Source organism: Sphingomonas sp. UV9, from assembly GCF_004101245.1.
Classification (GTDB): Bacteria; Pseudomonadota; Alphaproteobacteria; order Sphingomonadales; family Sphingomonadaceae; genus Sphingomonas.
In genome coordinates this window covers 914,056-938,104 of sequence record NZ_SCIN01000003.1, presented here as the reverse complement: position 1 = coordinate 938,104, position 24,049 = coordinate 914,056, and the positions used below count along the sequence as shown (strand labels likewise).

The following is a 24,049-nucleotide window of genomic DNA, read 5'->3' as shown; positions in this document are numbered from 1 at the left end:
ATCCGACGGCCGCGCGTGGCAGGACACGCCGATGGCCGACCCGACTTCCCGCGACACCCTTCCCCCCCACAAGGACCCCAGCGCCGCGGGCGGTTTCCTCGTCGCGATCGGCATGCTCGTCGGCGTGGGCGTCGGCTTCGCGATCGGCCAGGCGACGCCGGGGTTTCTGGTAGGGACCGGAGTCGGCGTGGCGGCGGCCTTGCTGGTCTGGTTGAAGGACCGGCGCTAGGCTGCTCGGCCTGTAATCCCCTCGCAGTTCGGACGGGGGAAGGTGGAACCGCGAAGCGTGTGGTCAAAACGGAAGCCAGCGCTTCTAGATCCTCCCCCGCAAGGGGGAGGTGGCAGGCGCAGCCTGACGGAGGGGGCGGCAAGCGGCGACTTCGGTTGCGTGTCCTCCCCCTCCGTCGCCTTCGGCGCCACCTCCCCCTGGCGGGGGAGGATCGAACCGATCGGCCTACATCAAGCGCCTGCGTTTACGCGCCGCTCGCGCGTCCCTACCGACCACCGCGCCAGATCTGGAGTGGCGCCGTCGGGGCGAGTCCGCCCTGATGCACGGGGCAGCGGCGGTAGCGGAAGCGGCGGTCGAGGCAGATCCAGACCTCGTCGAGCCACCCCTGCTTCGTCGCGGTCACGCGCATCATGTCCGGCTTCAGGCCCGGATTCGCCCGCGCCATCGCCGCCGCGAACCGTCCCGCGGTCATCGACGTCCGCGACAGCGCGTCCATGTCCGGGTAGCGGAGCTTGCCGTACAACCCCGCCGACTGGTTGAAATACTTCGCCGGACGGTAGCCAGGCATGCAGGTGCCGTGCTTCGCCCACTCGTGCTGGAGCAACTGCGCGGACGGTGTCGTACACAGGTGCGCGCGGATCACCGGAGGCGGGACGAAGCCGGCGTCGCGGCAATATTGCGGCCAATCCTTGCCGACGCCATCGGGCCAGAGCCCGTGCAGGGTGAAGCCGAAGCGGTTGCCCGCGCCGCACTGGAAGGTCGATCCGGCACGACCGCCATTGTCCCGGCAATATTGCGGCGCCCAGGTGATCGCGAGCGTGTAGCTGCCGATCGGGATGTCGCGCTTCGGCTGGCTCGCCGAGGGCAGATCCGGACGGACGCGCTCGACCGACGCCGGGGCCGAGCATTGATAGGCCTGCGCCTGCACGACGCTCGGCAGGACCATCGCAGTGGCGGCCAGGATCAATCGGGAGATCATGCGGCGTTTCCCTTGTCGGTATCTGAATAGGCATCGGTGTAGGGCGCGGCATCGGCTCTGGCATCTCGCCCGAACCAGGCTTTGCTGGCGGGCTTGAACAGGTACACGGCGGCCGCGACGTAGAGCGCGATTGCGATCAGCGAGACAATCGACGCGGTGCCCAGCGTCGCGCTCCCGGTCACGAACGATCCGAGTGTCTGGAACGCGGTCAGCAGCGACAGGCCGGCAAGGACGACGACCACCCATTTCGCGACGACGCTCGGCGCCCGAGCGGTGAAGTACCAGAGCAGCACCGTCACCGCGACGCCGATGGCCTGGAACGTCGGAAGAATCCATGTCGACTTTGCGAGCATCGGATAGGCGGTGACGATCGCCTCCCGTTGTGTCCAGGTCATCGCGGTGACGACCGTGTCCAGCACGAACGCTGCCCAATACAGCCGCTCGTAGCGAACGATGGCAACCGGCCTGATCATGGTCCAACTCCCTGACCCGGCCAACCCGCAGCCCGTGCCGGATCTGGCACGGGCTATTCGGCGGTCGCGAAGTCCAGGCCTATATCCGCCGCGGGTGCCGACTGCGTCAAGCGGCCGACCGAGACATAGGTCACGCCCGACTCGGCGATCGCGCGGATCGTGTCGAGATTGACGCCGCCCGATGCTTCGGTCGGCACGCGGCCGGCCACCAGCGTCACCGCCTCGCGCAACATCGCCGGTGGCATATTGTCGAGCAGCAGGTGGGTTGCCCCGGCCGCGAGCGCGGGCTCGATCTGGTCGATCCGGTCGACCTCGACGATGATGTGCGCGATTCCCGCAGCCCTTGCGCGGCGTACCGCTTCGGCGACGCCGCCGGCTACCGCGACGTGATTGTCCTTGATCATCGCCGCATCCCACAGACCCATGCGGTGGTTCTGCGCGCCGCCCATCCGGGTCGCGTATTTCTCGAGCACGCGCAGGCCGGGAATGGTCTTCCGCGTGTCGAGCAGGATCGTGCCGGTGCCCGCTATCGCATCGACATAGCTACGCGTCATCGTCGCGATCCCCGACAGATGCTGGACGGTGTTGAGCGCAGATCGCTCGGCGGTGAGTAGCGCGCGCCCTGCCCCTTCGAGCCGCAGGAGTTCGGTGCCCGCCGCGACCTGTTGGCCGTCCTGGACCAGGCGTTCGATCCGCACGTCCGGGTCGAGCGCACGGAAGAACGCTTCGGCGAGATCGAGCCCGGCGACGACGATCGGGTCGCGGCTGTCCATCACCCCGGTGAACCGCGCGTCCACAGGGATCACCGCAGCGGACGTGATGTCGCCGATCGTCCCGAGATCCTCGGCCAGCGTCGCTGCGACGAACGCGGGAATGTCGACGCTTTCGGGCAATGCTGCGTTCACCTAAACTCTCCCAGATATTGCCGGCCGGCGATGCCAGCGCCGGTGCCAAAAAACTGCGCGCGGGGACAGCAAATTTACGCAGCCGCCGGGCGACGAAATTATTTCGGGCAACCTGGAACCAAATCGAGTTGACTGAGTTGCACGATCGAGCCCTGGGGAATTGCCATGCCTACGAAGACGGTAGCAGATACCGCGCGACTGAGCGCGTTGCTGGACGAAGCGCTAGAGCTAGCCGACTCGCTTCAGTTGCCGATCGCGGCGATCCACATCGATCAGGCGCGTGCCCAACTCAACGAAAACGCGCCCGCGGCCTGACGGTATCGGGCGGGGTTTCCCGCCCGATCCACGCCTTGGCCATCACTTGGGCCCGAGATCGCCCTTGCCGACGGTGTTCGACGCCATCCGCAGCATCGCATCGAGGCTCTTCTTGGCCTGAAGCCGAAGCCCCTCCTCGATCTCGATCCGCGGGCTCAGATCGCGCAGCGCGACGTAGAGCTTTTCCAGCGTGTTGAGCGCCATGTACGGGCAGATGTTGCAGTTGCAATTGCCGTCTGCGCCCGGCGCACCGATGAAGCGCTTGTTCGGCAACGCCTTTTCCATCTGGTGGATGATGTGCGGCTCGGTCGCGACGATCAGCGTGTCACCGGGCATCGCCAGCGCATAATCGAGGATACCGCGGGTCGAGCCGACATAATCGGCGTGATCGAGGATGATCGGCGGGCATTCGGGGTGCGCGACGACCGGCGCACCGGGATGCTGCGCCTTGAGCTTCATCAGTTCGGTCTCGCTGAACGCCTCATGGACGATGCACACGCCGGGCCACAGCAGCATGTCGCGGCCGGTCTTCCGCGCGAGATACCCGCCGAGATTGCGGTCGGGGCCGAAGATGATCTTCTGCTCGGGCGGGATCTGGGCGAGGATCGTGTCGGCCGACGACGATGTCACGATGATGTCGGACAGCGCCTTCACCTCGGTCGAGCAGTTGATGTAGGTCAGCGCGATGTGATCGGGATGCTTGGCGCGAAAGGCGGCGAACTGCTCGGGCGGGCAGCTGTCCTCGAGGCTGCAGCCGGCGTCCATGTCCGGCAACACGACGATCTTGTCGGGCGACAGGATCTTGGCGGTCTCGGCCATGAACCGCACGCCGCAGAACGCGATGACGTCGGCGTCGGTCGCCGCCGCCTTGCGCGACAGGTCGAGGCTGTCGCCGACGAAATCGGCGAGATCCTGAAGCTCGGGCTTCTGGTAATAATGCGCGAGGATGACCGCGTTCTTCTCCTTGCGGAGGCGCTCGATCTCGGCGCGTATGTCGATGCCGGCGAAGTTCTGGTTCAATTCCATGGTCGTATCCCGAGTTTAGCGCGCATTCCCTAGCACGTCCTGCAGCGAGCGCGAGGTGTCCCAGCGTTCCGTATTCGCCACGGGTTCGTCGGCGAAGCGAACCGCAACGGTCGCGTCGATCCCCGCGGCGCGCAGCGGCATTGCGAAACTGCGCTCGACCGCACGGCGCGTGGCGTCGCGGGCGAGCTTGATCATCTGCGGTTCGCGCGCCTGGCGGATCAGCTCGATCTGGCCGGCGCGACGATTGGCCGCATCGAGGCGCTTCTCGGCATCGGTGAAGGTGGTCAGCACGCCGCCAGAGCCATATTCGCGGACCGCGTTCAGATCGACCTGCGGACCGTCCGCCTCGACCGCGGGCAGCCGCACGGACAGGATCTTGGACGTTGCATCCCAAGCGACATCGGCCTGCGTCAGTTTGGCCATGTCGACCTCATACCGGACCATGCCGGGCATGATCAGCGTCTTCTCCGTGGTGAAGCCGAGCTGCGACTGTTTCGAGGTGACGACCGCGACGTAGCGCGCAGCGAACGCCGACAAGCGGTTCTGTTCGCGCAGGCCCTCTAGGCTGGCGCTGGCGATCGTCGTCGGATTGGGGGTCAGGCGCTCGCTGACGTAGCGCTGTACACCCCACAAGGCGAGCAAGCCCGCGAGCACGAGGATGACGACCACTCCGACCGCCTTCGCCAGGAAGGCGCCGACGTTGCCGCTGCGCGCGGGGGGAGGATTGGAAGTCAGGTTCTCGTCTGCCATATTTCGCCTTCCTCGCTCACCAGTCCGCGGGTTTGCAAATCGTAGAGATGCGCCAGCACCGATCGCTCGGCGGCGGGCACGAGCCGCGGGTCGAGACCGACATACATCCGCTCGACCATCGCCGGGATCGGCCGTGCGCCGTCGCGGAGCAAGCGGAGAATCTGCCCCTCGCGCTGCTTGCGGTGGCCGAGCATGCCGCGGACGAGGCGTTGCGGCTTGTCGATCGCCTCGCCGTGGCCCGGATAATAGACACGGTCGTCGCGCCCCATCAGCTTTTCGAGGCTCGCCATGTACGCCGTCATATTGCCGTCGGGGGGCGATACGATCGTGGTCGACCACCCCATCACGTGATCGCCCGAGAACAGCGCCTTCGTCTCGGGCAGCGCGAAGGCGAGGTGATTCGAAGTGTGGCCCGGCGTTGCGATCGCCTCGAGCGTCCAGCCGTCGCCCGTGACGGTTTCGCCCTCGGAGAGAACGCGATCGGGGGCGTAGGCCGAGTCGAACGACGCGTCCGCCCGCGCGCCCGTGTCGTCCAGATCGAAGGGCGCCGCACCGACGATCGGCGCGCCGGTGATCGCCTGGAGCGGGCGCGTAGCGGGGCTGTGGTCGCGGTGGTGATGCGTGACGACGATCGCGTCGACCGGGCGGCCGTCGATCGCACGCATCAAGGCTTCGATGTGCGCGGGGTCGTCGGGCCCGGGATCGATCACGGCAAGATCGGTGGTGCCGACGATATGCGTCTGCGTGCCGGTGTACGTGTACGGCGAAGGATTGGGCGCGAGCACGCGAATGACCAGCGGCTCGAGCTGGATCGGGATACCGGTCGGATGCTCAGCCATGGACGCGAGATGGCGGCTGCACGCGGCGATGGCAAGGCCTGCGTGGTACGGGAGAGCGTCGGTGTTCTTTACACGTCACCTGCAGGTGGGAATGCCGTTAACTACTGGAGACCGCGCAAATTCGGAGAAGATCCAGGTTGGCACGACGGATGCGTCTCCTACGATGTCACCGAGCGCGTCCGCGTTCATGCAGGGTGGATCGACCGCTACCGTCCGGTCTCTCGTCGATCCACCCGCCCCGGTGCTGCTCCACACTTGGCGAGATTGGCTGTGTGTTCGGTATTCGTATCGGCGAATTGCGGGGGCTGGGCGGATGTCGCGTCCCGAGCCGTCACACCACAGCTTTTACTGGGGTGACGGGCGGGATCGGCATCCTCTTATCGGGGTGGTGGCGACGGTTCTTATGCACATCGCGCACCATTTGAACTGTTGTCGAGAAGGGTGGCACCGCGTGGCGCCTGACCCTCTACTCGAGGATCATTCGGCCTTCTGCTTCTCGAACAGCTGGGCCAGTTCGCCGCTCTCGTACATTTCCATCATGATATCCGAGCCGCCGACGAACTCGCCGTCGACATAGAGCTGCGGGATCGTCGGCCAGTCCGAATAGGCCTTGATGCCCTGGCGGATGCCCTGGTCCTGCAAGACATCGACGCTCTCGAACTCAACCTCCAGATGGTTGAGGATCGCGATCGCGCGGCTGGAAAAGCCACACTGTGGGAATAGCGGGCTGCCCTTCATGAACAGCACTACGGGGCTGGCTTTGACCAGGGTGTCGATGCGGGCGTTGGAGTCGTCGGTCATGTGTCGGTCCTCAGGAAATTGCGGTCGTAAGTTGCAGCGCGTGCAGGACGCCGCCCATCCGCCCGCCGAGCGCGGCGTAGACGGCCTGGTGCTGCTTCACGCGGCTCATCCCCGCAAAGCTCGGGGCGATGACTTTTGCGGCGTAGTGATCGCCGTCGCCCGCCAGATCGGTAATCTCGACCTGCGCGTCGGGGATAGCGTCACGGATCATCGTAGCGATGTCGTCGGCAGCCATCGGCATATCAGCGCGCCTCCAACAATTGGCGTCGCGCCTCGATCATCTGCTGCGCAAGCGCACGACGGACCGTCGCCTCGTCGTGATCGAGCCCAGCCGCAGTCAGGTCGCCGACCAGTTTGCGCACGACATCATCGTCACCGCCACCTTCCATATCGGCATGGACGAGCGCTGTCGCATAGGCGTCGGTTTCTTCCGGCGTGAGCTTCATCTCGTGCGCGGCCCATCCCCCGAGCAGCCGATTGCGGCGCGCGGTAATTCGGAACGCCATCTCCTCTTCGCGCGCGAAATTGGCCTCGCTGGCGCGTTCGCGATCTTCGAAAATGGTCATATCGCGGGTCCCCGTACAGTCTCGTCGTCAGGCCCGAGATAGGTCGCCGACTGCCGCTGCGCAACAATCGAGGGATCGCAGTACAAACCTACTAGCGTAGAGCGACGAAATGACCGATATATGCGACGGCTACGTGACAATATGCACGAGCAAGGAGAGTGATCATGATCGGTTTTTCGGCAGCTACACCTACCACTCCGACACGAGCGGCACCGCCAGTCGTGCATGGCTTGGCGTATGGCGTGCTGGCGTCCGTCATGCTTTGGGCCGCGATCGCAGCGGTCGTCTACAACCTCTTCTGAGGTCCTCCAAACGGCTCAACCCGGCAAGCGGAATGGGTTGAGCCGATTGAACGAAGCATTGGCTGGCCTCAGCCGACTTCGACGACGAGTTTTCCGATCGCGCCGCGCGCCGCCATCTTGGCGATGGCCTTGCCGCCGTCTTCGAACGCGAAGACTTCGGTCACGCGTGGCGCGATCTTTCCCTCCGCCCACAGATCGAAGAGCGTTTCGATGTGCGCCTGGTTCGCCTTCGGATCGCGCGCCGCGAACGCGCCCCAGAACACGCCGCAGACGTCGCAGCTCTTCAGCAACGTCAGGTTGAGCGGCAGGCGCGGGATGCCGGCGGGGAAGCCCACGACCAGATACTTGCCCTCCCACGCGATCGATCGCAGCGCCGGCTCGGCATAATCGCCGCCGACCGGATCGTAGATCACATGCGCGCCGTCGCGTCCGACCGCAGCCTTGAACTGCTCGGCGAGCGCCTTGGACTGATCCTTGTCGAACGGGGCGCGGGCGTAGATCAGCGTCTCATCGGCACCGGCGGACTTCGCCGCCGCAGCTTTTTCCTCGGACGAGACCGCGGCGACGACCTTCGCGCCGAACGCCTTGCCGAGCTCGATCGCGGCGAGCCCTACCCCGCCTGCCGCACCGAGGACGAGAAGCGTTTGCCCCGCCTGGATGTGCCCGCGGTCGAGCAACGCGTGGATCGTCGTGCCGTAGGTGAGGATCAGCGACGCGCCCTCGGCGAAGCTGCGCCCTTCGGGGAGACGGTAAAGCTTGGCGGGATCAGCGATCACCTTCTCGCACAGGCCGCCGTGGCCGAGCATCGCGATGACGCGGTCGCCGACTTCCCAGCCGGTGACGCCTTCACCGATCGAATCGATCGTGCCGGCAATCTCGCCGCCCGGCGCGAACGGGCGCTGCGGCTTGAACTGGTATTTGTCCTCGATGATCAGGACGTCGGGAAAGTTGATCGCGCAGGCCTTGACCGCGACGACGACCTGGCCGGGGCCGGCCACCAGATCGGGCAGCTCGACCATTTCCAGAGTTTCAGGTCCGCCGATCGCCTTCGATACCAATGCCCGCATACCCGCTCTCCACCGTCATCCAGGGGCGATTCGCTGCGACCGCCTCCTCGAAATTTGAAATCTGGGTATCCCTTGCCAGCGTCAGGCCGACTTCGTCCAGCCCTTCCATCAGGCATTGGCGGCGGAATGCGTCGAGATCGAAGGTGAAGCGGTCCTGGAACGGGGTGGTGACGGTCATGCTTTCGAGGTCGATCGTCACCGGCTGGTCCTTCGCCACCTCGAGCAGGCGGTCGATCGCGTCCTGCGGCAGGACGACCGCAACGATGCCGTTCTTGAACGCGTTGCCCGAGAAGATGTCGGAGAAGCTCGGCGCGATGACCGCGGCGATGCCCATGTCGGCGAGCGCCCACGCGGCATGCTCGCGGCTCGACCCGCAGCCGAAATTGTCACCGGCGATCAGGATCGGCGAGCCCGCATAGCGCGGGTCGTCGAAGATGTTGGCAGGGTCGGCACGCACCGTCTCGAACGCGCCGCGCCCAAGTCCGGTGCGAGTGATCGTCTTCAGCCAGTGCGCGGGAATGATAACGTCGGTGTCGACGTTCTTCGCTCCCCACGGATAGGCACGGCCCGAGACGGTGGTGACGGGCTTCATCGCTGTTCCGAACGCTCCGGGACGACACGTGCCGATGCGACATAGGCCGCGACGCCGCTGAGCATTGCGCCAGCCGCCAACAGTACGAAAACTTTCTTCATGCTTCTGCCCCCATCAACTCTCTGACGTCACTCAGCTTGCCGGTCACCGCCGCTGCCGCCGCCATCGCGGGTGATACCAGATGCGTGCGCGCTCCGGGACCCTGCCGGCCGACGAAATTACGGTTCGACGTCGACGCGCACCGCTCGCCCGGCGGCACCTTGTCGGGGTTCATCGCGAGGCACATCGAACAACCCGGTTCGCGCCATTCGAAACCGGCGTCGGTGAAGATCCGGTCGAGCCCTTCAGCCTCCGCCTGCCGCTTGACGAGCCCCGAGCCGGGGACGACCAGCGCGCGGACGCCCGCCGCGACATGGCGCCCCTCGGCGATCGCGGCGGCCGCGCGGAGGTCCTCGATGCGGCTGTTGGTGCAGCTGCCGATGAAGACGTGCTGGATCGTGACGTCGCGCATCGCAGTGCCGGCGGTGAGGCCCATATAATCGAGCGACTTCTGCGCGGCGGCCTGCTTGGCGGGATCGGCGAAGCTCGACGGTTCGGGGACCACGCCGGTGATCGGCACGACGTCCTCGGGGCTGGTGCCCCAGGTGAGGCCGGGGGCGAAGTCCGCCGCATCGAGCACGACCGTCTTGTCGTAGCGCGCGCCGGGATCGGCCGCGAGGCTGCGCCACCAGGCGACCGCGCGGTCCCAGTTTTCGCCGGTCGGCGCCATCGGGCGGCCCTTGAGATAGGCGAAGGTCGTGTCGTCGGGCGCGATCAGGCCGGCGCGCGCGCCCGCCTCGATCGACATGTTGGCGATCGTCAGGCGCCCCTCGATCGACATGGCGCGGATCACGCTGCCGGTGAATTCGATGATGTGACCGGTGCCACCCGCCGCGCCGATCTTGCCGATGATTGCGAGGATGACGTCCTTCGGGCTGACGCCGAAGCCCAACTCGCCGTCGACGCGGACTTCCATCGTCTTGGCCTGCGACAGCAACAGCGTCTGCGTGGCGAGGACGTGCTCGACCTCGCTGGTGCCGATCCCGAACGCCAAGGCGCCGAGCGCGCCGTGCGCCGAGGTGTGGCTGTCGCCGCAAACGAGCGTCGTGCCGGGCAGCGTGAAGCCCTGCTCCGGGCCGACGACATGGACGATGCCCTGCTCGGCGGCGAGTGCATCGATATAGTCGATTCCGAACTCGGTGGTGTTGCGGCGCAGCGCGTCGAGCTGCTGCGCGCTTTCAGGGTCGGCGATCGGCAGCGCGCGGCCGGTCGCGTCCTTGCGCGGCGTGGTCGGCAGGTTGTGATCGGGGACGGCGAGCGTCAGGTCGGGGCGGCGCACTTTGCGTCCTGCCACGCGGAGGCCTTCGAACGCCTGCGGGCTGGTGACTTCGTGGACGAGGTGACGGTCGATATAGATCAGGCAGGTGCCGTCGTCGCGGCGTTCGACGACATGCGCCGCCCAGATCTTCTCGTACAGCGTTTGCGGTGTGGCCATGATGGGGGCGCGGTAACCGAAAGTGGTTGCGTCGCCAAGGTTGTAAGTAATTTTCGGTCGTAAGAATGCTTCGGCGCGCCGCGTATCCGTCGTCATCCGGACGAAAGTCGGGATGACGGAAAGGAGAGCGGCTACCGCGCCGGCATCGCGCGATCGAGGAAGGCGACGCTGTCGGCGAGCACGGGCGCCTTGCCGCGGAAGGGTTTCGACAAAGCCATCGCGACGTTCTCGTGGCTGAGGCCGAGATAGTCGATGTGCGTCACCGGTGCGCCGAGCGCCTTCAGCCGCGCAGTGAGGTTGATCGCGTTGTGCGGCTTTACCTGCGTGTCGTCGCCGGCGGTCACCAGCAGCATCGGCGGCGCGTCGGCGCGAGCAAAGTGGATCGGCTGGGTCATGACCGGGTCGGCCGCGCCCTGCATCGCGTCGATCGCGCGCTTGGCGGTGAAGGGGTAGAAGTCGTACGGGCCGCACAGGCCGACCGCGGCCTTGATGATGTGCGGATCGACGCCTTCCGCCTTCAGCCAGCGTTCGTCGAGCGTCAGCATCGAGACCGTGTAGGCGCCTGCGGAATGGCCGGCGACGGCGATCCGGTCGGGGTCGCCGCCCGACTGCGCGATATGGTCGCGCGTCCATTTCACCGCTTCGGCGCCGTCCTGGACGAAGGCGGGGAAGCGCACGTCGGGCACCTTCCGATAATCGGGCATGACGACGACGTAGCCTGCCTTCGCATAGGCGCGCGCGGCGAACGCATAGGCGGTGCGCGAGCCGTGGACCCAGCCGCCGCCGTACCAGAAGATCAGCACCGGCAGCCCGGTCTTCGCGCCGCCGGACGGACGCCAGACGTCGAGCTTCTGCCCATGCGTGCCGAACGGAACACCTTCGCGCACCCGCGCCGTGCCGCGACCGCCACCCATCATGCCGTCGAGCACGCTGAGCGTGCCCGGCCCCGCGGTGAATGCCGCTGCGCCGATCAGGATCGCGATAAGCGCCATGACGATCGCGGCACGTTTCATCAGGCGGTGTAGTTCGCGGTGGTCTTCGCGGCGACGTCCTCAGCCGTCACGCCGGGGGCGAGCTCGACCAGCGTGAACGGGCTGTCGTGATCGGGGCGCTGGAACACCGCCAGGTCCGTGACGATCATGTCGACGACGTTCTTGCCGGTGAGCGGCAGCGTGCAGGACGGGATGAACTTCGGCGTCCCGTCCTTGGCGGTGTGATCCATCACGACGATGATCTGCTTGACGCCAGCGACCAGATCCATCGCGCCGCCCATGCCCTTGATCATTTTCCCCGGGATCATCCAGTTGGCGATGTCGCCGTCCTCGCTGACCTCCATCGCGCCGAGCACCGTCAGGTCGATATGCCCGCCGCGGATCATCGCGAAACTGTCCGATGAGCTGAAATACACCGACGAGGGCAGTTCGCTGATCGTCTGCTTGCCCGCGTTGATCAGGTCGGCATCCTCCTCGCCCGCATACGGGAAAGGTCCGATCCCGAGCATGCCGTTCTCCGACTGGAGCGTGACGGTCATGCCCTCGGGGATATTGTTCGCGACCAGCGTCGGGATGCCGATGCCGAGATTGACGTAATAGCCGTCCTTCAGTTCCTTGGCGGCGCGTGCGGCCATCTGGTTACGGTCCCAGGGCATCAGTTGATCGTTCCTTCCTGGATGGTGGTGATGGTCGTGAACTGTTCGCGGAGTTCGGTGCCGACGCCGTCGACGATCGCTTGCAACGCGGCGTCCTCGGCGATGCCCCACGTCCCCGCATAGGCGCGCGCGGCGTGGCGGATCGTGTCGGCGATCAGATAGCCGAACACCGTCGGATCCTCGAGAATGCCCGCGTCGATCAGCACGTTGCTGCCCGCGCCGTTGGTGATCCAGATTCGCGCGACTTCGACCGACTCGCTAGTCAGCTCGGCATTGTTCGCGAGTTCGATCGCGTTTGGATGATCGGTCATTACTTGGCTCCTCCGGTCGGGGCCCAGTGCAATGCGGGCGGAAATACCTCGTCGCGGCTGCCTTTCAGCGCGGTGCCGTAGACGGGGTTGGGCAGCACGAACCACCCCGCCCCCCATTTCGCGGCGATCGCGGGCGACTGGACGACGGCGCGGCGGGCAGCGGGGCTCTGGCCGGCGTTGAACAGGTCGCTGAAGTCGCCGAGCTGGTCGCCGCCCATCGCGACGACGCAGTAGCGCGCAGCGATGGTCGCGCGGCGGCCGTCCTTCTTGGAGCCGGTCGCGTCGTCGCCCGACAGGAACAGCGTCTCGCCGTGGCGCGCGGGGCCGAGGCCGGCGCCGATGATCGCGGCTTCGGTCGGCGCGGCGTTAGCGGCGGAACGGTTCGAGTTGAAGACGATCGTGACGCCCATTGCGCGCAGGGCGGCGAGGGCTTCGCGTGCGCCGGGAACGGGGGCGACCTGCTTGATGCCGGTGCGTTCCCAGTCCTGCCAACGGGAGTCGGACCAGGGCTGGCCCGATGCCGCATCATATTCGAAGCCGAGGTTGAGGAGGACGGTCTCGTCGACGTCGAACACTACGGCTTTCGGCTTGGTGCCGCAGGAGGTCCAGGCGGGGGCGGCGAGTGTGGCACCTTGGGCGAGGACAACGGAGATTGGAGCGCGTTGCGCGCGGACGTAGCCGACGACAGCATTCCACGCCTGAATGCTGACCGCTGCGCCCTCGCCCGAGGCGTAGAGATATTGCATGCCGGCGGGGACGCCATCGACCGTCACGGGGACGGCGGCGGTCTTCGAGGCCGCTATCGAGGTCGGCGCGGAAACGCTGACGCATCCTTGGAGGGCCAGTGCCGCTGCGAACGCAGGGGTCCAGGATACCAAGCGCAACGCCCGCGACCCTGGGCTCCTGCGTTCGCAGGAGAACGGGGTGCGTTTGCGATCCACCGCCGGGCCTGGCTTCACGCGGAAACCCGCTCGCGGACGGTGCGGAACTCGATCTGCTTGTCGTACGGCGCGCCGACGATCATCCGCTTCACATAGATGCCCGGCAAATGGATCGTGTCGGGATCGAGACTGCCGACCGGAACGATCTCCTCGACCTCGGCGACGCAGATTTTCCCCGCGGTCGCCATCGGCTGGTTGAAGTTGCGCGCGGTCTTGCGGAAGATCAGGTTGCCGCTCTCGTCCGCCTTCCAGCCCTTGATGATGCTCAGGTCGGCGCGGATGCCACGCTCCAGGATATAGTCCTGCCCGTCGAAAGTCTTCACTTCCTTGCCCTCGGCGACCAGCGTGCCGACGCCGGTCTTGGTATAAAAGCCGGGAATCCCAGCCCCCCCTGCCCGGCAGCGTTCGGCAAGCGTGCCCTGCGGACAGAATTCGACCTCGAGTTCGCCGCTCAGATATTGCCGCTCGAACTCCTTGTTCTCGCCGACATAGGACGAGATCATCTTCTTCACCTGGCGCGAGCGGAGCAGTTTCCCCAGCCCCTGCCCGTCGATCCCGGCATTGTTGCTGGCGATCGTCAGGTCCTTCACCCCCGACGCCTCGATCGCGTCGATCAGCCGCTCGGGGATCCCGCACAGCCCGAACCCGCCCGCACAGATCGTCATGCCGTCGAACAACAGGCCTTCGAGAGCCGTCGCCGCATCGGTGTAGCGCTTGTTCGCCATGCATCCTCCTCAGGTATTTCGCCTCGCATAAGCCGGTGGCTAGCGCTCGGCAACGTAGGCTTGATCGACTTTTCACGATCCTCCCCCTGGCGGGGGGAGGTGGCGGGCACTTGCCGGACGGAGGGGGAGGAATGGGTAACCTCTGTTCCGCGTCCTCCCCCTCCGACACCTTCGGTGCCACCTCCCCCTGGCGGGGGAGGATTGAGCCGCTCTCAATACGCCAGCTTCAAGCCCGGCCGCTTCCACCGCGTCTTCACCAGCCGCCCGCTGCCCGAGCAGGTGATGTACGCATCCATCCCATCCGCGCCGCCCCAGCAAATGTTGGTGGTGAACGCATCGTCGGTGGCGACGAACTCGACCAGCTCGCCCGCCGGCGAGATCACGCTGACCCCGCAGTCGCCGATCGTCGCGACGCAGATGTTGCCGCCGGCCTCGATACCGAGCGAGTCGAAGAACTTGTAGCCGGCTGGGCGGTAGAGCGGCGTGCCCGACGCGCTGGCGACCTTGCCCGGCCCCACGATGTCGAACGCCATCAGCCGGCACGTGTAGGTTTCCGCTGCGTACAGCGTGGTACCGTCGGGCGAGAGGCCGATGCCGTTGGGGTTTTCGCTCGGGAAGATCACCTCTTCCAGATGGCTGCCGTCGGCGTGTGCGTAGAAGATGCCGGTGATGTCGCGTTCGCGCTCGCGCGTTTTGCCGTGATCGGTGAACCAGAAGCCGCCGTGCATATCGAACACGATGTCGTTGGGCCCTCGCAGCGAGCATCCGAAATCACCGTCCTTGTAGAGCGTCTCGACCGCGCCGGTGGCGATGTCGATCCGTTCGATCCGGCCACCGGAATAGTCGTCCGGCTGGCCGTGCGGCGTGAGGAACCCGTTCGCCTCGCGCCACGCGAAGCCGCCATTGTTGCAGCAATACAGCTTGCCGTCGGGGCCGATCGCCAGGCCATTGGGGCCGCCGCCGGGTTCGGCAACGGTGGTTTTCGTGCCGTCGGAAGCGATGCGCGTGACGCGACCGGCGGCGATCTCGACGAGGATGACGCTGCCGTCGGGCATCGCGACGGGGCCCTCGGGAAAGCGCAGGCCGTCGGCGACGGTGATGAAGTCGGTCATGATCCTCTCCGGGCGAGTCGGGTTGGTCCCGGCTTCGACGCCAGCGTAACCGGTTCTCGACTTCGCGCACAACGGACGGCAGGATGCACCGATGATCACACCACGCACCGGCGGCCGTATCCTGGTCGACCAACTTGTCGCACAGGGTTGCGACCGGATCTTCACCGTGCCGGGGGAAAGCTTTCTCGCCGTCCTGGACGCACTCCACGACACGCCGGCGATCGACCTCGTCGTGTGCCGGCAGGAGGGCGGCGTCGGGTTCATGGCGTGCGCCGACGGCGCGCTGACGCACCGGCCGGGCGTGGCGTTCGTCACGCGCGGGCCAGGCGCGACCAACGCGTCGATCGGCGTGCATGTCGCGATGCAGGATTCGCAGCCGATGATCCTGTTCGTCGGCGATATCGATCGCGGCACGCGCGACCGCGAGGCGTTTCAGGAGATCGATTTCCAGGCGATGTTCGGAGCCGTCGCGAAGTGGGCGGCGCGGATCGACGATGCGCGGCGGATCCCGGAATATGTCGCGCGCGCCTATGCGACGGCGATGTCGGGGCGGCCGGGGCCTGTCGTGCTCGCGCTGCCCGAGGATATGCTGCTGGACGTGGTGGAGGCAGTCGATCGGCCGCGCGTAGAGCGGGTCGCACAAGGCTGCGACGCCGACACGATGGACCTGCTCGCCGACCTGCTGACGACCGCAGAGCGTCCCGTCGCGATCGTCGGGGGCGCGGGCTGGGACGTCGCCGCGTCGGGCGCGTTTTCGAGCTGGGCGGATCGTAACGGCATTCCGGTCGCGGCGGCGTTTCGGCGGCAGGATGCGATCCCGAACGATTGCCCGGTCTGGGCGGGAAACCTGGGGTATGGCCCCAATCCGAAGCTGGTCGAGCGGGTGAAGGCCGCCGACCTGTTGCTCATCGTCGGCCCGCGATTGGGCGAAGCGACGACCGATGGCTATGCGCTGATCACGCCCGATCATCCGGGACAGCGAATCGTCCATGTCCATCCCGATCCCGACGAGTTGCAGCGTGCCTATCGCGCGGACGTCGCGGTATGCGCGGGCATGGCGGAGTTTGCCGAGGCGTTGCTGCTGCTCGACCTGCCACCGCGGACCGCCGGGCGGGAGGCGCATGGGGAGTGGATGGCATGGTCGACGCCGGCACCGCGCGATCTGGCGATGGACCTGGGCCCGTGCGTCGCGGCGATGCGCGACCGGTTGCCGGCGGATGCGATCATCTGCAACGGCGCGGGGAATTATTCGGGCTGGTGGCATCGGTATTGGGCGTATGCCGGGCCGGGTACGCAGCTCGCGCCGACCGCGGGCGCGATGGGGTACGGCGTGCCGGCGGCGGTCGCGGCGTCGTTGCGGCATCCCGAACGAACGGTCGTGGCGCTGGCGGGCGACGGGTGTTTCCTGATGAATGGACAGGAACTGGCGACCGCGGTGGCGCACGGCGCGGACATGCTGGTGATAGTGGTCGACAACGGCAATTACGGCACGATTCGCATGCATCAGGAGCGGGAATATCCGGGGCGGGTGTCGGGGACGGCGCTGCGCAATCCGGACTTCGCCGCGCTGGGACGGGCTTATGGGTGCTGGGCGGAGACGGTAACCGAGACGGGCGATTTCGTCGGGGCGCTGGACCGGGCGATGGGGCGCGGCGGGGTGCGGATGCTGCACCTGGTGACGGATATCGAGGCTATTACTGCTGGGACGACGCTGGCTAAGGTTCGCGGGGCTGGGTGAGCTGCTGCCGCGGAAGCACTCGCCCGACAGAACCCGCGCATACAAGAGCCACCTCCCCGGCGGAGGCCGGGGTCCAGTTGGAAAGGTCATTGTAACGAAGGACCGCCCGTCGTTACCGCCGTCCCCCAACTGGGCCCCGGCCTTCGCCGGGGTGGTGATAGGTTCCGGGGTGGTGCCTGCAACCAAAAGGCAGTTCCCCCGCGGAGGCGGGGGGCCAGGGTTACGGCAGCTGACGGTATTTAGCTGGGCCCCCGCGTCCGCGGGGGAACTGCTCAGTTAGACGGCAGCCGCCTCCAGCTTTGCCCGCACCGCCGCCACAGCCTCCGCTGCCTTGTTCCCGTCCGGGCCACCGCCCTGCGCCATGTCCGGCCGGCCACCACCACCCTGCCCGCCGAGCGTCGCAACCGCGATCTTCAGCAGGTCGACCGCATTGTGGCTCGCGACCAGATCCGCCGTAACCCCGACCGCGACCGAGGCGCGGCCGTCGTTGATCGCGACCATCACCGCGATGCCCGAACCGAGCCGCTGCTTGGCCTCGTCGACAGCGCCGCGCAGGCCCTTCGCCTCGAAGTCGTTGAGCACCTGGCCGATGAACGCCACGCCACCGACCTGCTCCGGCCCGGCCGCGTCGCCCGAACCACCGCCACCGAGCGCCAGCGCCTTCTTAGCATCGGCGAGTTCACGCTCGAGGCGGCGGCGGTCGTCGAGCAACGACGCGACGCGCGCCGGGACCTCGTCGGGGGTGGACTTCAACACCGCCGCGGCTTCGCGCAGGCGATCGTCGCGACCGGTCAGATACGTCCGCGCCGCTTCGCCGGTCAGCGCCTCGACACGACGGATGCCACTGGAGACCGCACCTTCGCCGACGACCTTGAACAGGCCGATATCGCCGAGCGCGGTGACGTGCGTGCCGCCGCACAGTTCGATCGAATAGGTGCCGTCGTCGGTCGAGCCCATCGACACGACCCGAACCTCATCGCCATATTTCTCGCCGAACAGCGCCATCGCGCCCATCGCGATCGCGTCGTCGGGGGTCATGAGCAGCGTCGTCACCGCGCCGTTGCCGCGGACCTGCGCGTTCACGTCGGCCTCGACCTGCGCGATGTCGGCGGGGGTCATCGCGACCGGCTGCGAGAAATCGAAGCGCAGGCGGTCGGGCGCGACGAGGCTGCCCTTCTGCGCGACGTGCTTGCCGAGGCGCTCACGCAGCGCCTCGTGCAGCAGATGCGTCGCCGAGTGGTTGGCGCGGATCTGCGCACGGCGCGCGAAGTCGATCTGGAGCTTCACGGACTCGCCGACCTTGATGCCGCCGGCATCGACGATCGCGTGATGGACGAACACGCGGCCGAGCTGCTTCGAGGTCTCGGTGACGTTCGCGCGCAGTCCGGTATCGTTGGAGATGTGCCCGGCATCGCCGACCTGCCCGCCGCTCTCGGCGTAGAACGGCGTCTGGTTGACGACGATCGCGACGGTATCGCCGGCCGTCGCATGCTCGACGCGCGCACCGTCCTTGACCAAGGCGACGACCTCACCCTCGCCGGTGTCGGACGCATAGCCGAGGAATTCGGTACCGCCGGTCTGCTCGACGATGTCGAACCAGATGTCGTCGGAGGCCTTGGCGCCCGATCCCTTCCACGCGGCGCGGGCGGCGCGCTTCTGCTCGGCCATCGCGGTGTCGAAGCCTGCGCGGTCGACCGCGATATTGCGCTCACGCAGCGCGTCCTCGGTGAGGTCGTAAGGAAAGCCGAACGTGTCGTAGAGCTTGAATGCGACGTCGCCTGCCAGCGTGCCGTCAATCATGCCGACGGTTGCCTCGTCGAGCAGCTTCAGCCCCTTGTCGAGAGTCTGGCGGAAGCGCGTCTCCTCCTGCTGCAACGTCGCCTCGATCAGCGGGCGCGCCCGCGACAATTCGGGATAGGCAGCGCCCATCTCGGTGACGAGCGCGGGGACCAGCCGGTGCATCAACGGCTCCTTCGCGCCGAGGATATGCGCGTGGCGCATCGCGCGGCGCATGATCCGGCGCAGGACATAGCCGCGGCCTTCGTTCGCGGGCAGCACGCCGTCCGCGACCAAGAAGCCCGCGGTCCGCAAATGGTCGGCGATCACGCGGTGGCTGGCGGTGTTGGCGCCGTCGGTCGCGGTATGCGTCAGCGCGCCCGACGCTGCGATCAGCGCCTTGAACGTGTCGGTGTCGTAATTGTCGGTAACGCCCTGCATGACCGCGGCGATCCGCTCGAGCCCCATGCCGGTGTCGATCGAGGGCTTGGGCAGGTTGCCGACGATCTCGGCATTTTCCTGCTCATATTGCATGAACACGAGGTTCCATATCTCGACGAAGCGGTCGCCGTCCTCGTCCGGCGAACCGGGAGGGCCGCCGAAGATATGGTCGCCGTGATCGTAGAAGATTTCCGAGCACGGCCCGCACGGCCCGTTGTCGCCCATCGACCAGAAATTATCCTTGGTCGGGATGCGGATGATGCGGTGATCGGGGAGGCCCGCGATCTTCTTCCAGAGGTCGAACGCCTCATCGTCGGTGTGGTAGACGGTGGCGGTGAGCTTGTCCGGCGACAGGCCCCATTCCTTGGTCAGCAGCGTCCAGGCGTGCGTGATCGCCTGTTCCTTGAAATAATCGCCGAACGAGAAATTGCCGAGCATTTCGAAGAAAGTATGGTGGCGCGCGGTGTAGCCGACATTGTCGAGATCGTTGTGCTTGCCGCCGGCGCGGACGCACTTCTGCGACGACGTCGCGGTGCTGTACGGCCGCGATTCGAGGCCGGTGAAGACGTTCTTGAACGGCACCATCCCCGCATTGACGAACATCAGCGTCGGGTCGTTCTGCGGCACGAGCGGCGCGCTAGGCACGATCTGGTGCCCCTGAGACCCGAAATAGTCGAGGAAGCCGCGGCGGATGTCGTTGGTCGATGTCATCGCGCGGACTTAGGCGAGCGCGGCGGTTCGCTCAAGGGAGGGATGTAGGCGGTGGGTTCGTACGTATCCCGTTGGCACCGAAGCAAGCTTGTTTCCCCGCGAAGGCGGGGATCCAGTCTGGGCTCCCGCCTTCGCGGGAGAACAAGGTAGGGAGGGGTACCGTTCGTTGAGAGCCGCCACCCCGCACCGCCACCACCCCGGCGGAGGCCGGGGCCCAATTGGAAAGGTTCAGATAACGGAGGACGGCGCTTCGTTACGGTCGTCCCCCAATTGGGCCCCGGCCTTCGCCGGGGTGATCGAGATTGTAGCGGGGTGGTCTAGGAAGGTGGGAAGCCGATCACGCACCGCCGCACATGTGCTCCGCGTCGGGCAGCGTCCACGACTCATAGGTGCGCAGGTTGGTGGTCGTGTACCACTTGCCGCGCTGGTCGCCCGGCGGGCAGTGCGTCGGCAGCTTTGCGAGGCAGGTCATGACCCGGTCGCCGACACGCGACCGCTGAACAGCCGGAACCTGCTCATAAGAAACGCCGTACACGCGGTTCGCGAGCATGATGCTGGATCCCGAGTCCGGCACCGGACGGCCCGCGCCATCCTCGAGCCGCTGCCCGACCGAGCGGATCGTGGTGAACGCGCACGTGCCGACCCCCGTCGGCGGTCCGGGCGGCGCACTCGCCCCGATCAACAGCATCATCGCGATGGCGGCGTGTGGTTTCATGTCGTCCCTGCCCTCAGAGTGGTGCGTCGATCGACTTGGGCGGCTCGCTGAACCATTTCGGCCCGGCGGCGGTCATGTGGAAGCAATCCTCGATGCGGATGCCGTATTTGCCGGGGATGTAGATGCCGGGTTCGTCGCTGAAACACATCCCCGCGGCAAGCTTCGTCATCTCGCCGCGGACGAGGTTGACGGGTTCGTGGCCGTCCATGCCGATCCCGTGGCCGGTGCGGTGCGACAGGCCGGGGAGCTTATAGCCGGGGCCGTAGCCGAGCGTCTCGTACTGCCGGCGGACCGCGTCGTCGACGCTGCCGGCAGTTGTGCCGATCCGTGCGGCGGCGAACGCGATCTGCTGGCCGCGCGCGACTTGGTCCCAGACTTTGCGCTGGTCGGCCGAGGCGGTGCCGTGGACCCAGGTGCGCGAGATATCGGACTGATAGCCCTGCACGGTGCAGCCGCAGTCCATCAGCACGACTTGTCCGTCGGCGACGCGGTGGATCTCGCGGCTGCCGTGCGGATAGGCCGACGCCTCGCCAACCAGCGCCATCGAAAATTCGGGCGCGCCACCGAGCTGCTTGGTCGCCGCGGTCATGAGCGCGCCGATCTCCGGGCCGGTCATGCCTTTTTCGACGCGCGCATAGGTCCAGCGGTAGGCGGCGAGCGTGACCTCGGTGGCGGTCTGCATCAGTGCGATCTCGGCGGGCGTCTTGATCATGCGACACCCGCGCACGATGGGATTGGCGGAGACGATCTTCGCCCCCGGCATCGCGCGGGCGAGCGCGTCATAGGCGAAGAAGCGCACCGTTTCCTCGATCGCGATCGGTCGCGTGGCGAGTTTGCGATCACGCAGGAAGCCGGCGACCACAGCCAACGGATCCTGATCCTCCTGCCAGACGCGGACCTCGGCGGGGACCGCGAGCGTCTCGCGGACCGAGGGCTCCTCGAAGAACGGCGTGACGATACACGGCGCGCCCTCGGCCGGCAGGATCGCCGCGGTGAGCCGCTCGCTCCGTCCCCAGCGAACGCCGGTGAAGTAGATCATCGACGACCCCGGCTCGATCAGCACCGCGCCGATACCTGCCGCCTTCATCAACGCCTGGGCGCGGACCAGGCGCGCGGCGCGCTCGGCAGCATCGATCGGCCTGGTCGTCACGGTAATATCGGACAGCGCGGACAAATCGGGCTCGGCGGCACGAAGAATCGCGCTGGTGGACAGCAACGGCGCCGCGATCGCGAGCCCCAGCAGGTCACGACGCGAGGGGCTGAAGGCGGGCAGATGGGGTGCGGTCGACATCACCGGACGATAGGGTCCTTGACCCGGGCGCCGCAATCCCCTTCCCTGTCGCCACGTTTCGGGAGCGATTAATGGCCAAGCGGCTAACCTATTACATCTTGTTCGGCCTCGTCGCGGGGATGGTCCTCGGCTGGATCCTCAATGCGTCGATCGACAACGGCACGCCTGAGTCCGCAGCGCAGTTGAAGGACATCGCCGGGTATTTCTCGATCGTCACGTCGCTGTTCCTGCGGCTGATCAAGATGATCATCGCGCCGCTGGTGTTCTCCACGCTGGTCGTCGGCATCGCGCATATGGGCGATACGGGCGCGCTCGGCCGGGTAGGCCTGCGCAGCCTCGGGTGGTTCGTCTGCGCGAGCCTGTTGTCGCTGACGCTGGGCATGATCCTCGTCAACGTGTTGCAGCCGGGCGTGGGCTTGGAGCTCGCGATCCCGCCAGCGACCGCGTCGAGCGGCGTCGATGCCGCGGCGTTCGATCTTGCCAAGTTCATCTCGCATATCGTCCCCGATTCGATGATCGCGGCGATGGCGAGCAACGAGATCCTCCAGATCGTCGTGTTCTCGGTGTTCGTCGGAGTCGCGATCACCGCGGTCGGCGAGAAGGCCGCGCCGCTGGTCAAGGCGATCGAGGCGCTGGTGGCGGTCATGCTCCAGATCACCAACTACGTGATGCGATTCGCGCCGTTCGCGGTGTTCGCGGCCGTGACGGCGACGCTTGCCGAGCGCGGTCCGACCATTCTTGGCCAACTCGGCTATTTCATGCTGACCTTCTATATCGGCTTGGCACTGCTATGGGCGATGCTGATCGGGATCGCGTTCCTGCTGATCGGGCCGCGGACGCGGTTGCTGGTCCGGTATATCCGCGATCCGCTGATCCTCGCCTTCTCGGCGGCGTCGTCGGAGGCGGCCTATCCGCGGACGCTGGAGGCGCTCGACCGGTTCGGCGTGCCGCCGCGGATCGCGAGCTTCGTGCTGCCGCTCGGCTATTCGTTCAATCTCGACGGGTCGATGATGTACATGACGTTCGCGTCGCTGTTCATCGCGCAGGCGTACGGGATCGACATGCCGATCGGGCAGCAGATCGCGATGCTGCTGGTGCTGATGGTGACGTCGAAGGGGATTGCCGGCGTACCGCGCGCATCGCTGGTGGTGATCGCGGGCACGTTGTCGATGTTCAAGATCCCGGAGGCGGGGATCCTGCTGATCCTCGCGGTCGACCATTTCCTCGACATGGGGCGCTCGGCGACAAATGTGATCGGCAATGCGGTGGCGGCGACCGTAGTGGCGAAATGGGAGGGTGGGCTCGATGAACGCGAGCCGGCCGACCGGGACTTTCCGCATGCGCCGACGGGGCATGGGCCCAAGGTGAACGTGGATAGCTACGAGAAGATCGGGCCGGGGCAGGTTTAGGGTGGATAAGCAGTGTCGGAGCGGTGCCTTCTAAGGATGGCTTTTCGGCCAACAGATCACTGAAAAGCCACCACCCCGGCGGAAGCCGGGGCCCAGTTGGGAGACGTCGATGGCGACCGTTGCGCGTCATTACTCCAACCTCTCCAACTGGGCCGCGGCCTTTGCCGGGGAGGTGTTCAGGGGACGGTCGCGTACTTTGCCTAAACTCTATTCCCGCCTTGCAGCGCTCAAGCGTAGGCGTAGGGCCCGCCTTTCTTGAGACCTGCCTGATACGCCGGCCGGGCGTGGATCTTGGCGAGCCACGCGATCGTAGCGGGGCGGGATCCGTTGAGACCACCGCGGCTGCGGGCAGCTTCCAGGGGAAAGCTCATCATGATGTCGGCGGCAGTCATCTGGTCGCCCGCGAACCAAGGGCGCTGTGACAGTTCGGATTCGACGTAATCCAGATGGACGTCGATCATCGGCTGGATCCTCTTGATCGCCACCTTCCCCATGATCGGGATGCGCGCGAGGACGAGCTTCAGCAGCAGCGGCGGCATCATCGAGCCTTCCGCGTAATGCAGCCAGAACCGGTAGCGCAGCGCGTCGCTGCGTTTCGCTGGGGCCCCAAGTTTTCCGTCGGCCTTGTCGACGAGATATTCGACGATCGCGCCAGTTTCCGCGACCACCAGGCCGTCATCGTCGATCACCGGCGACTTGCCGAGCGGGTGGACCTGCTTGAGTTCGGGCGGGGCGAGCATCGTCGCCTTGTTCCGCTCGTAGCGCTTGATCGCGTAGGGGACGCCGAGTTCCTCGAGCATCCAGAGAATACGTTGCGATCGCGAGTTTTCGAGGTGGTGGACGATGATCATGA

27 protein-coding genes are annotated in these 24,049 nt (G+C 66.5%); 5 read left to right on the top strand and 22 right to left on the bottom strand.

All coding sequences use genetic code 11. From position 1 onward, the window contains the following. The first annotated feature begins 31 nt into the window (after window positions 1-31). Entirely contained in the window at window positions 32-229 is a 198-nt protein-coding gene (locus EQZ23_RS16640) for a hypothetical protein (protein WP_128455495.1), read from the top strand. A gap of 265 nt (window positions 230-494) precedes the next feature. Here the strand turns inward: EQZ23_RS16640 and EQZ23_RS16635 are convergent, their stop codons facing one another. Genes EQZ23_RS16635 through nadC form a run of 3 tightly spaced genes read right to left on the bottom strand, consistent with a single transcriptional unit; the run spans window position 495 to window position 2,586 of the window. Beyond that, a complete protein-coding gene (locus EQZ23_RS16635; protein WP_128455494.1) occupies window positions 495-1,208 on the bottom strand; it encodes a ribonuclease T in 714 nt (237 codons plus the stop codon). Next, on the bottom strand, window positions 1,205-1,681 hold the full coding sequence (locus tag EQZ23_RS16630) for a hypothetical protein (protein ID WP_128455493.1): 477 nt from the start codon (window positions 1,679-1,681) through the stop codon (window positions 1,205-1,207). The genes EQZ23_RS16635 and EQZ23_RS16630 overlap by 4 nt, the downstream gene beginning before the upstream one ends. A gap of 53 nt (window positions 1,682-1,734) precedes the next feature. Next, window positions 1,735-2,586 (bottom strand): carboxylating nicotinate-nucleotide diphosphorylase, encoded by an 852-nt coding sequence (gene nadC, locus EQZ23_RS16625; RefSeq protein WP_128455492.1) that lies wholly within the window; start codon window positions 2,584-2,586, stop codon window positions 1,735-1,737. A gap of 165 nt (window positions 2,587-2,751) precedes the next feature. Here nadC and EQZ23_RS19910 point away from each other — a divergent pair, with 165 nt between their 5' ends. Further along, window positions 2,752-2,901, top strand: coding sequence for a hypothetical protein (locus tag EQZ23_RS19910; protein WP_164913478.1), 150 nt, complete (start codon window positions 2,752-2,754; stop codon window positions 2,899-2,901). Window positions 2,902-2,943: 42 nt separating this feature from the next. Here EQZ23_RS19910 and nadA read toward each other — a convergent pair whose 3' ends face one another. The 6 genes from nadA to EQZ23_RS16595 all read right to left on the bottom strand — a co-directional run bounded on the left by nadA (window position 2,944) and on the right by EQZ23_RS16595 (window position 6,883). After that, window positions 2,944-3,927: a quinolinate synthase NadA gene (gene nadA, locus EQZ23_RS16620; protein WP_128455491.1), complete on the bottom strand. Its 984-nt coding sequence runs from the start codon at window positions 3,925-3,927 to the stop codon at window positions 2,944-2,946. Between the two features lie 15 nt (window positions 3,928-3,942). Next, window positions 3,943-4,677 carry a DUF4230 domain-containing protein gene (locus EQZ23_RS16615; RefSeq protein ID WP_128455490.1) on the bottom strand — a complete coding sequence of 245 codons (735 nt, stop codon included), beginning with the start codon at window positions 4,675-4,677 and terminating at the stop codon, window positions 3,943-3,945. After that, window positions 4,659-5,516 (bottom strand): MBL fold metallo-hydrolase, encoded by an 858-nt coding sequence (locus tag EQZ23_RS16610; RefSeq protein ID WP_128455489.1) that lies wholly within the window; start codon window positions 5,514-5,516, stop codon window positions 4,659-4,661. The genes EQZ23_RS16615 and EQZ23_RS16610 overlap by 19 nt, the downstream gene beginning before the upstream one ends. A gap of 477 nt (window positions 5,517-5,993) precedes the next feature. After that, window positions 5,994-6,317, bottom strand: a complete 324-nt coding sequence (grxD, locus tag EQZ23_RS16605) for a Grx4 family monothiol glutaredoxin (protein ID WP_128455488.1) — start codon at window positions 6,315-6,317, stop codon at window positions 5,994-5,996. A gap of 10 nt (window positions 6,318-6,327) precedes the next feature. Continuing rightward, window positions 6,328-6,558 (bottom strand): BolA family transcriptional regulator, encoded by a 231-nt coding sequence (locus EQZ23_RS16600; protein ID WP_128455487.1) that lies wholly within the window; start codon window positions 6,556-6,558, stop codon window positions 6,328-6,330. Window position 6,559: 1 nt separating this feature from the next. Beyond that, the gene (locus EQZ23_RS16595) at window positions 6,560-6,883 is read right to left on the bottom strand and encodes a DUF1476 domain-containing protein (protein WP_128455486.1); all 324 of its coding nucleotides are present in this window, start codon (window positions 6,881-6,883) and stop codon (window positions 6,560-6,562) included. A gap of 164 nt (window positions 6,884-7,047) precedes the next feature. On the opposite strand from EQZ23_RS16595, the gene EQZ23_RS19905 reads away from it, so the two are divergent. Beyond that, the gene (locus EQZ23_RS19905) at window positions 7,048-7,185 is read left to right on the top strand and encodes a hypothetical protein (RefSeq protein WP_164913477.1); all 138 of its coding nucleotides are present in this window, start codon (window positions 7,048-7,050) and stop codon (window positions 7,183-7,185) included. A gap of 68 nt (window positions 7,186-7,253) precedes the next feature. Here EQZ23_RS19905 and EQZ23_RS16590 read toward each other — a convergent pair whose 3' ends face one another. The 9 genes from EQZ23_RS16590 to EQZ23_RS16550 form a co-directional block, all read right to left on the bottom strand. Then, entirely contained in the window at window positions 7,254-8,252 is a 999-nt protein-coding gene (locus EQZ23_RS16590) for an NADPH:quinone oxidoreductase family protein (RefSeq protein ID WP_206364282.1), read from the bottom strand. Next, window positions 8,215-8,844, bottom strand: coding sequence for a 3-isopropylmalate dehydratase small subunit (leuD, locus tag EQZ23_RS16585; RefSeq protein WP_128455485.1), 630 nt, complete (start codon window positions 8,842-8,844; stop codon window positions 8,215-8,217). Before leuD ends, EQZ23_RS16590 begins: the two co-directional genes overlap by 38 nt. A 97-nt stretch (window positions 8,845-8,941) precedes the next feature. Then, window positions 8,942-10,381 (bottom strand): 3-isopropylmalate dehydratase large subunit, encoded by a 1,440-nt coding sequence (gene leuC, locus EQZ23_RS16580; protein WP_128455651.1) that lies wholly within the window; start codon window positions 10,379-10,381, stop codon window positions 8,942-8,944. Between the two features lie 128 nt (window positions 10,382-10,509). Beyond that, entirely contained in the window at window positions 10,510-11,391 is an 882-nt protein-coding gene (locus EQZ23_RS16575; protein WP_128455484.1) for an alpha/beta hydrolase, read from the bottom strand. Next, window positions 11,391-12,026 (bottom strand): 3-oxoacid CoA-transferase subunit B, encoded by a 636-nt coding sequence (locus EQZ23_RS16570; RefSeq protein ID WP_128455483.1) that lies wholly within the window; start codon window positions 12,024-12,026, stop codon window positions 11,391-11,393. Before EQZ23_RS16570 ends, EQZ23_RS16575 begins: the two co-directional genes overlap by 1 nt. Continuing rightward, window positions 12,026-12,337: a DUF5076 domain-containing protein gene (locus EQZ23_RS16565; RefSeq protein WP_164913476.1), complete on the bottom strand. Its 312-nt coding sequence runs from the start codon at window positions 12,335-12,337 to the stop codon at window positions 12,026-12,028. The genes EQZ23_RS16570 and EQZ23_RS16565 overlap by 1 nt, the downstream gene beginning before the upstream one ends. Further along, the gene (locus tag EQZ23_RS16560; RefSeq protein ID WP_128455650.1) at window positions 12,337-13,083 is read right to left on the bottom strand and encodes an HAD family acid phosphatase; all 747 of its coding nucleotides are present in this window, start codon (window positions 13,081-13,083) and stop codon (window positions 12,337-12,339) included. The genes EQZ23_RS16565 and EQZ23_RS16560 overlap by 1 nt, the downstream gene beginning before the upstream one ends. Window positions 13,084-13,292: 209 nt before the next feature. Beyond that, complete coding sequence (locus tag EQZ23_RS16555) at window positions 13,293-14,003, bottom strand: CoA transferase subunit A (RefSeq protein WP_128455481.1); 711 nt, start codon at window positions 14,001-14,003, stop codon at window positions 13,293-13,295. A 212-nt stretch (window positions 14,004-14,215) separates the two neighbouring features. Next, window positions 14,216-15,115, bottom strand: a complete 900-nt coding sequence (locus EQZ23_RS16550) for an SMP-30/gluconolactonase/LRE family protein (RefSeq protein ID WP_128455480.1) — start codon at window positions 15,113-15,115, stop codon at window positions 14,216-14,218. A gap of 91 nt (window positions 15,116-15,206) precedes the next feature. On the opposite strand from EQZ23_RS16550, the gene EQZ23_RS16545 reads away from it, so the two are divergent. Then, a complete protein-coding gene (locus tag EQZ23_RS16545; protein WP_128455479.1) occupies window positions 15,207-16,853 on the top strand; it encodes a thiamine pyrophosphate-binding protein in 1,647 nt (548 codons plus the stop codon). Window positions 16,854-17,129: 276 nt separating this feature from the next. Here EQZ23_RS16545 and alaS read toward each other — a convergent pair whose 3' ends face one another. From alaS to EQZ23_RS16530, 3 genes are all read right to left on the bottom strand, one after another. After that, the gene (gene alaS, locus EQZ23_RS16540; RefSeq protein WP_128455478.1) at window positions 17,130-19,781 is read right to left on the bottom strand and encodes an alanine--tRNA ligase; all 2,652 of its coding nucleotides are present in this window, start codon (window positions 19,779-19,781) and stop codon (window positions 17,130-17,132) included. A 337-nt stretch (window positions 19,782-20,118) separates the two neighbouring features. Then, on the bottom strand, window positions 20,119-20,496 hold the full coding sequence (locus EQZ23_RS16535) for a hypothetical protein (RefSeq protein ID WP_128455477.1): 378 nt from the start codon (window positions 20,494-20,496) through the stop codon (window positions 20,119-20,121). A gap of 13 nt (window positions 20,497-20,509) precedes the next feature. After that, complete coding sequence (locus EQZ23_RS16530; RefSeq protein ID WP_206364281.1) at window positions 20,510-21,787, bottom strand: Xaa-Pro peptidase family protein; 1,278 nt, start codon at window positions 21,785-21,787, stop codon at window positions 20,510-20,512. A 71-nt stretch (window positions 21,788-21,858) separates the two neighbouring features. Between EQZ23_RS16530 and EQZ23_RS16525 the strand changes: the two genes are divergently transcribed. Further along, on the top strand, window positions 21,859-23,196 hold the full coding sequence (locus EQZ23_RS16525; RefSeq protein ID WP_128455476.1) for a dicarboxylate/amino acid:cation symporter: 1,338 nt from the start codon (window positions 21,859-21,861) through the stop codon (window positions 23,194-23,196). Between the two features lie 227 nt (window positions 23,197-23,423). Here EQZ23_RS16525 and EQZ23_RS16520 read toward each other — a convergent pair whose 3' ends face one another. Further along, on the bottom strand, window positions 23,424-24,047 hold the full coding sequence (locus EQZ23_RS16520; protein WP_128455475.1) for a glutathione S-transferase: 624 nt from the start codon (window positions 24,045-24,047) through the stop codon (window positions 23,424-23,426). Window positions 24,048-24,049: the final 2 nt, after the last annotated feature.

Excerpts from the sequence above, each read along its gene's own strand:
- EQZ23_RS16525 (WP_128455476.1), top strand. The coding sequence starts at position 21,859 with ATGGCCAAGCGGCTAACCTATTACATCTTGTTCGGCCTCGTCGCGGGG.
- EQZ23_RS16545 (WP_128455479.1), top strand. The coding sequence starts at position 15,207 with ATGATCACACCACGCACCGGCGGCCGTATCCTGGTCGACCAACTTGTC.
- leuD (WP_128455485.1), bottom strand. The coding sequence starts at position 8,844 with ATGAAGCCCGTCACCACCGTCTCGGGCCGTGCCTATCCGTGGGGAGCG.
- EQZ23_RS19905 (WP_164913477.1), top strand. The coding sequence starts at position 7,048 with ATGATCGGTTTTTCGGCAGCTACACCTACCACTCCGACACGAGCGGCA.
- EQZ23_RS16565 (WP_164913476.1), bottom strand. The coding sequence starts at position 12,337 with ATGACCGATCATCCAAACGCGATCGAACTCGCGAACAATGCCGAGCTG.
- EQZ23_RS16535 (WP_128455477.1), bottom strand. The coding sequence starts at position 20,496 with ATGAAACCACACGCCGCCATCGCGATGATGCTGTTGATCGGGGCGAGT.
- EQZ23_RS16560 (WP_128455650.1), bottom strand. The coding sequence starts at position 13,083 with ATGCAATATCTCTACGCCTCGGGCGAGGGCGCAGCGGTCAGCATTCAG.
- alaS (WP_128455478.1), bottom strand. The coding sequence starts at position 19,781 with ATGACATCGACCAACGACATCCGCCGCGGCTTCCTCGACTATTTCGGG.
- EQZ23_RS16520 (WP_128455475.1), bottom strand. The coding sequence starts at position 24,047 with ATGATCATCGTCCACCACCTCGAAAACTCGCGATCGCAACGTATTCTC.
- EQZ23_RS16600 (WP_128455487.1), bottom strand. The coding sequence starts at position 6,558 with ATGCCGATGGCTGCCGACGACATCGCTACGATGATCCGTGACGCTATC.
- EQZ23_RS16615 (WP_128455490.1), bottom strand. The coding sequence starts at position 4,677 with ATGGCAGACGAGAACCTGACTTCCAATCCTCCCCCCGCGCGCAGCGGC.
- EQZ23_RS16610 (WP_128455489.1), bottom strand. The coding sequence starts at position 5,516 with ATGGCTGAGCATCCGACCGGTATCCCGATCCAGCTCGAGCCGCTGGTC.
- EQZ23_RS16570 (WP_128455483.1), bottom strand. The coding sequence starts at position 12,026 with ATGCCCTGGGACCGTAACCAGATGGCCGCACGCGCCGCCAAGGAACTG.
- EQZ23_RS16550 (WP_128455480.1), bottom strand. The coding sequence starts at position 15,115 with ATGACCGACTTCATCACCGTCGCCGACGGCCTGCGCTTTCCCGAGGGC.
- EQZ23_RS16555 (WP_128455481.1), bottom strand. The coding sequence starts at position 14,003 with ATGGCGAACAAGCGCTACACCGATGCGGCGACGGCTCTCGAAGGCCTG.
- EQZ23_RS16595 (WP_128455486.1), bottom strand. The coding sequence starts at position 6,883 with ATGACCATTTTCGAAGATCGCGAACGCGCCAGCGAGGCCAATTTCGCG.
- EQZ23_RS16575 (WP_128455484.1), bottom strand. The coding sequence starts at position 11,391 with ATGAAACGTGCCGCGATCGTCATGGCGCTTATCGCGATCCTGATCGGC.
- EQZ23_RS16590 (WP_206364282.1), bottom strand. The coding sequence starts at position 8,252 with ATGCGGGCATTGGTATCGAAGGCGATCGGCGGACCTGAAACTCTGGAA.
- nadA (WP_128455491.1), bottom strand. The coding sequence starts at position 3,927 with ATGGAATTGAACCAGAACTTCGCCGGCATCGACATACGCGCCGAGATC.
- EQZ23_RS16640 (WP_128455495.1), top strand. The coding sequence starts at position 32 with ATGGCCGACCCGACTTCCCGCGACACCCTTCCCCCCCACAAGGACCCC.
- EQZ23_RS16530 (WP_206364281.1), bottom strand. The coding sequence starts at position 21,787 with ATGTCGACCGCACCCCATCTGCCCGCCTTCAGCCCCTCGCGTCGTGAC.
- EQZ23_RS16635 (WP_128455494.1), bottom strand. The coding sequence starts at position 1,208 with ATGATCTCCCGATTGATCCTGGCCGCCACTGCGATGGTCCTGCCGAGC.
- EQZ23_RS19910 (WP_164913478.1), top strand. The coding sequence starts at position 2,752 with ATGCCTACGAAGACGGTAGCAGATACCGCGCGACTGAGCGCGTTGCTG.
- grxD (WP_128455488.1), bottom strand. The coding sequence starts at position 6,317 with ATGACCGACGACTCCAACGCCCGCATCGACACCCTGGTCAAAGCCAGC.
- EQZ23_RS16630 (WP_128455493.1), bottom strand. The coding sequence starts at position 1,681 with ATGATCAGGCCGGTTGCCATCGTTCGCTACGAGCGGCTGTATTGGGCA.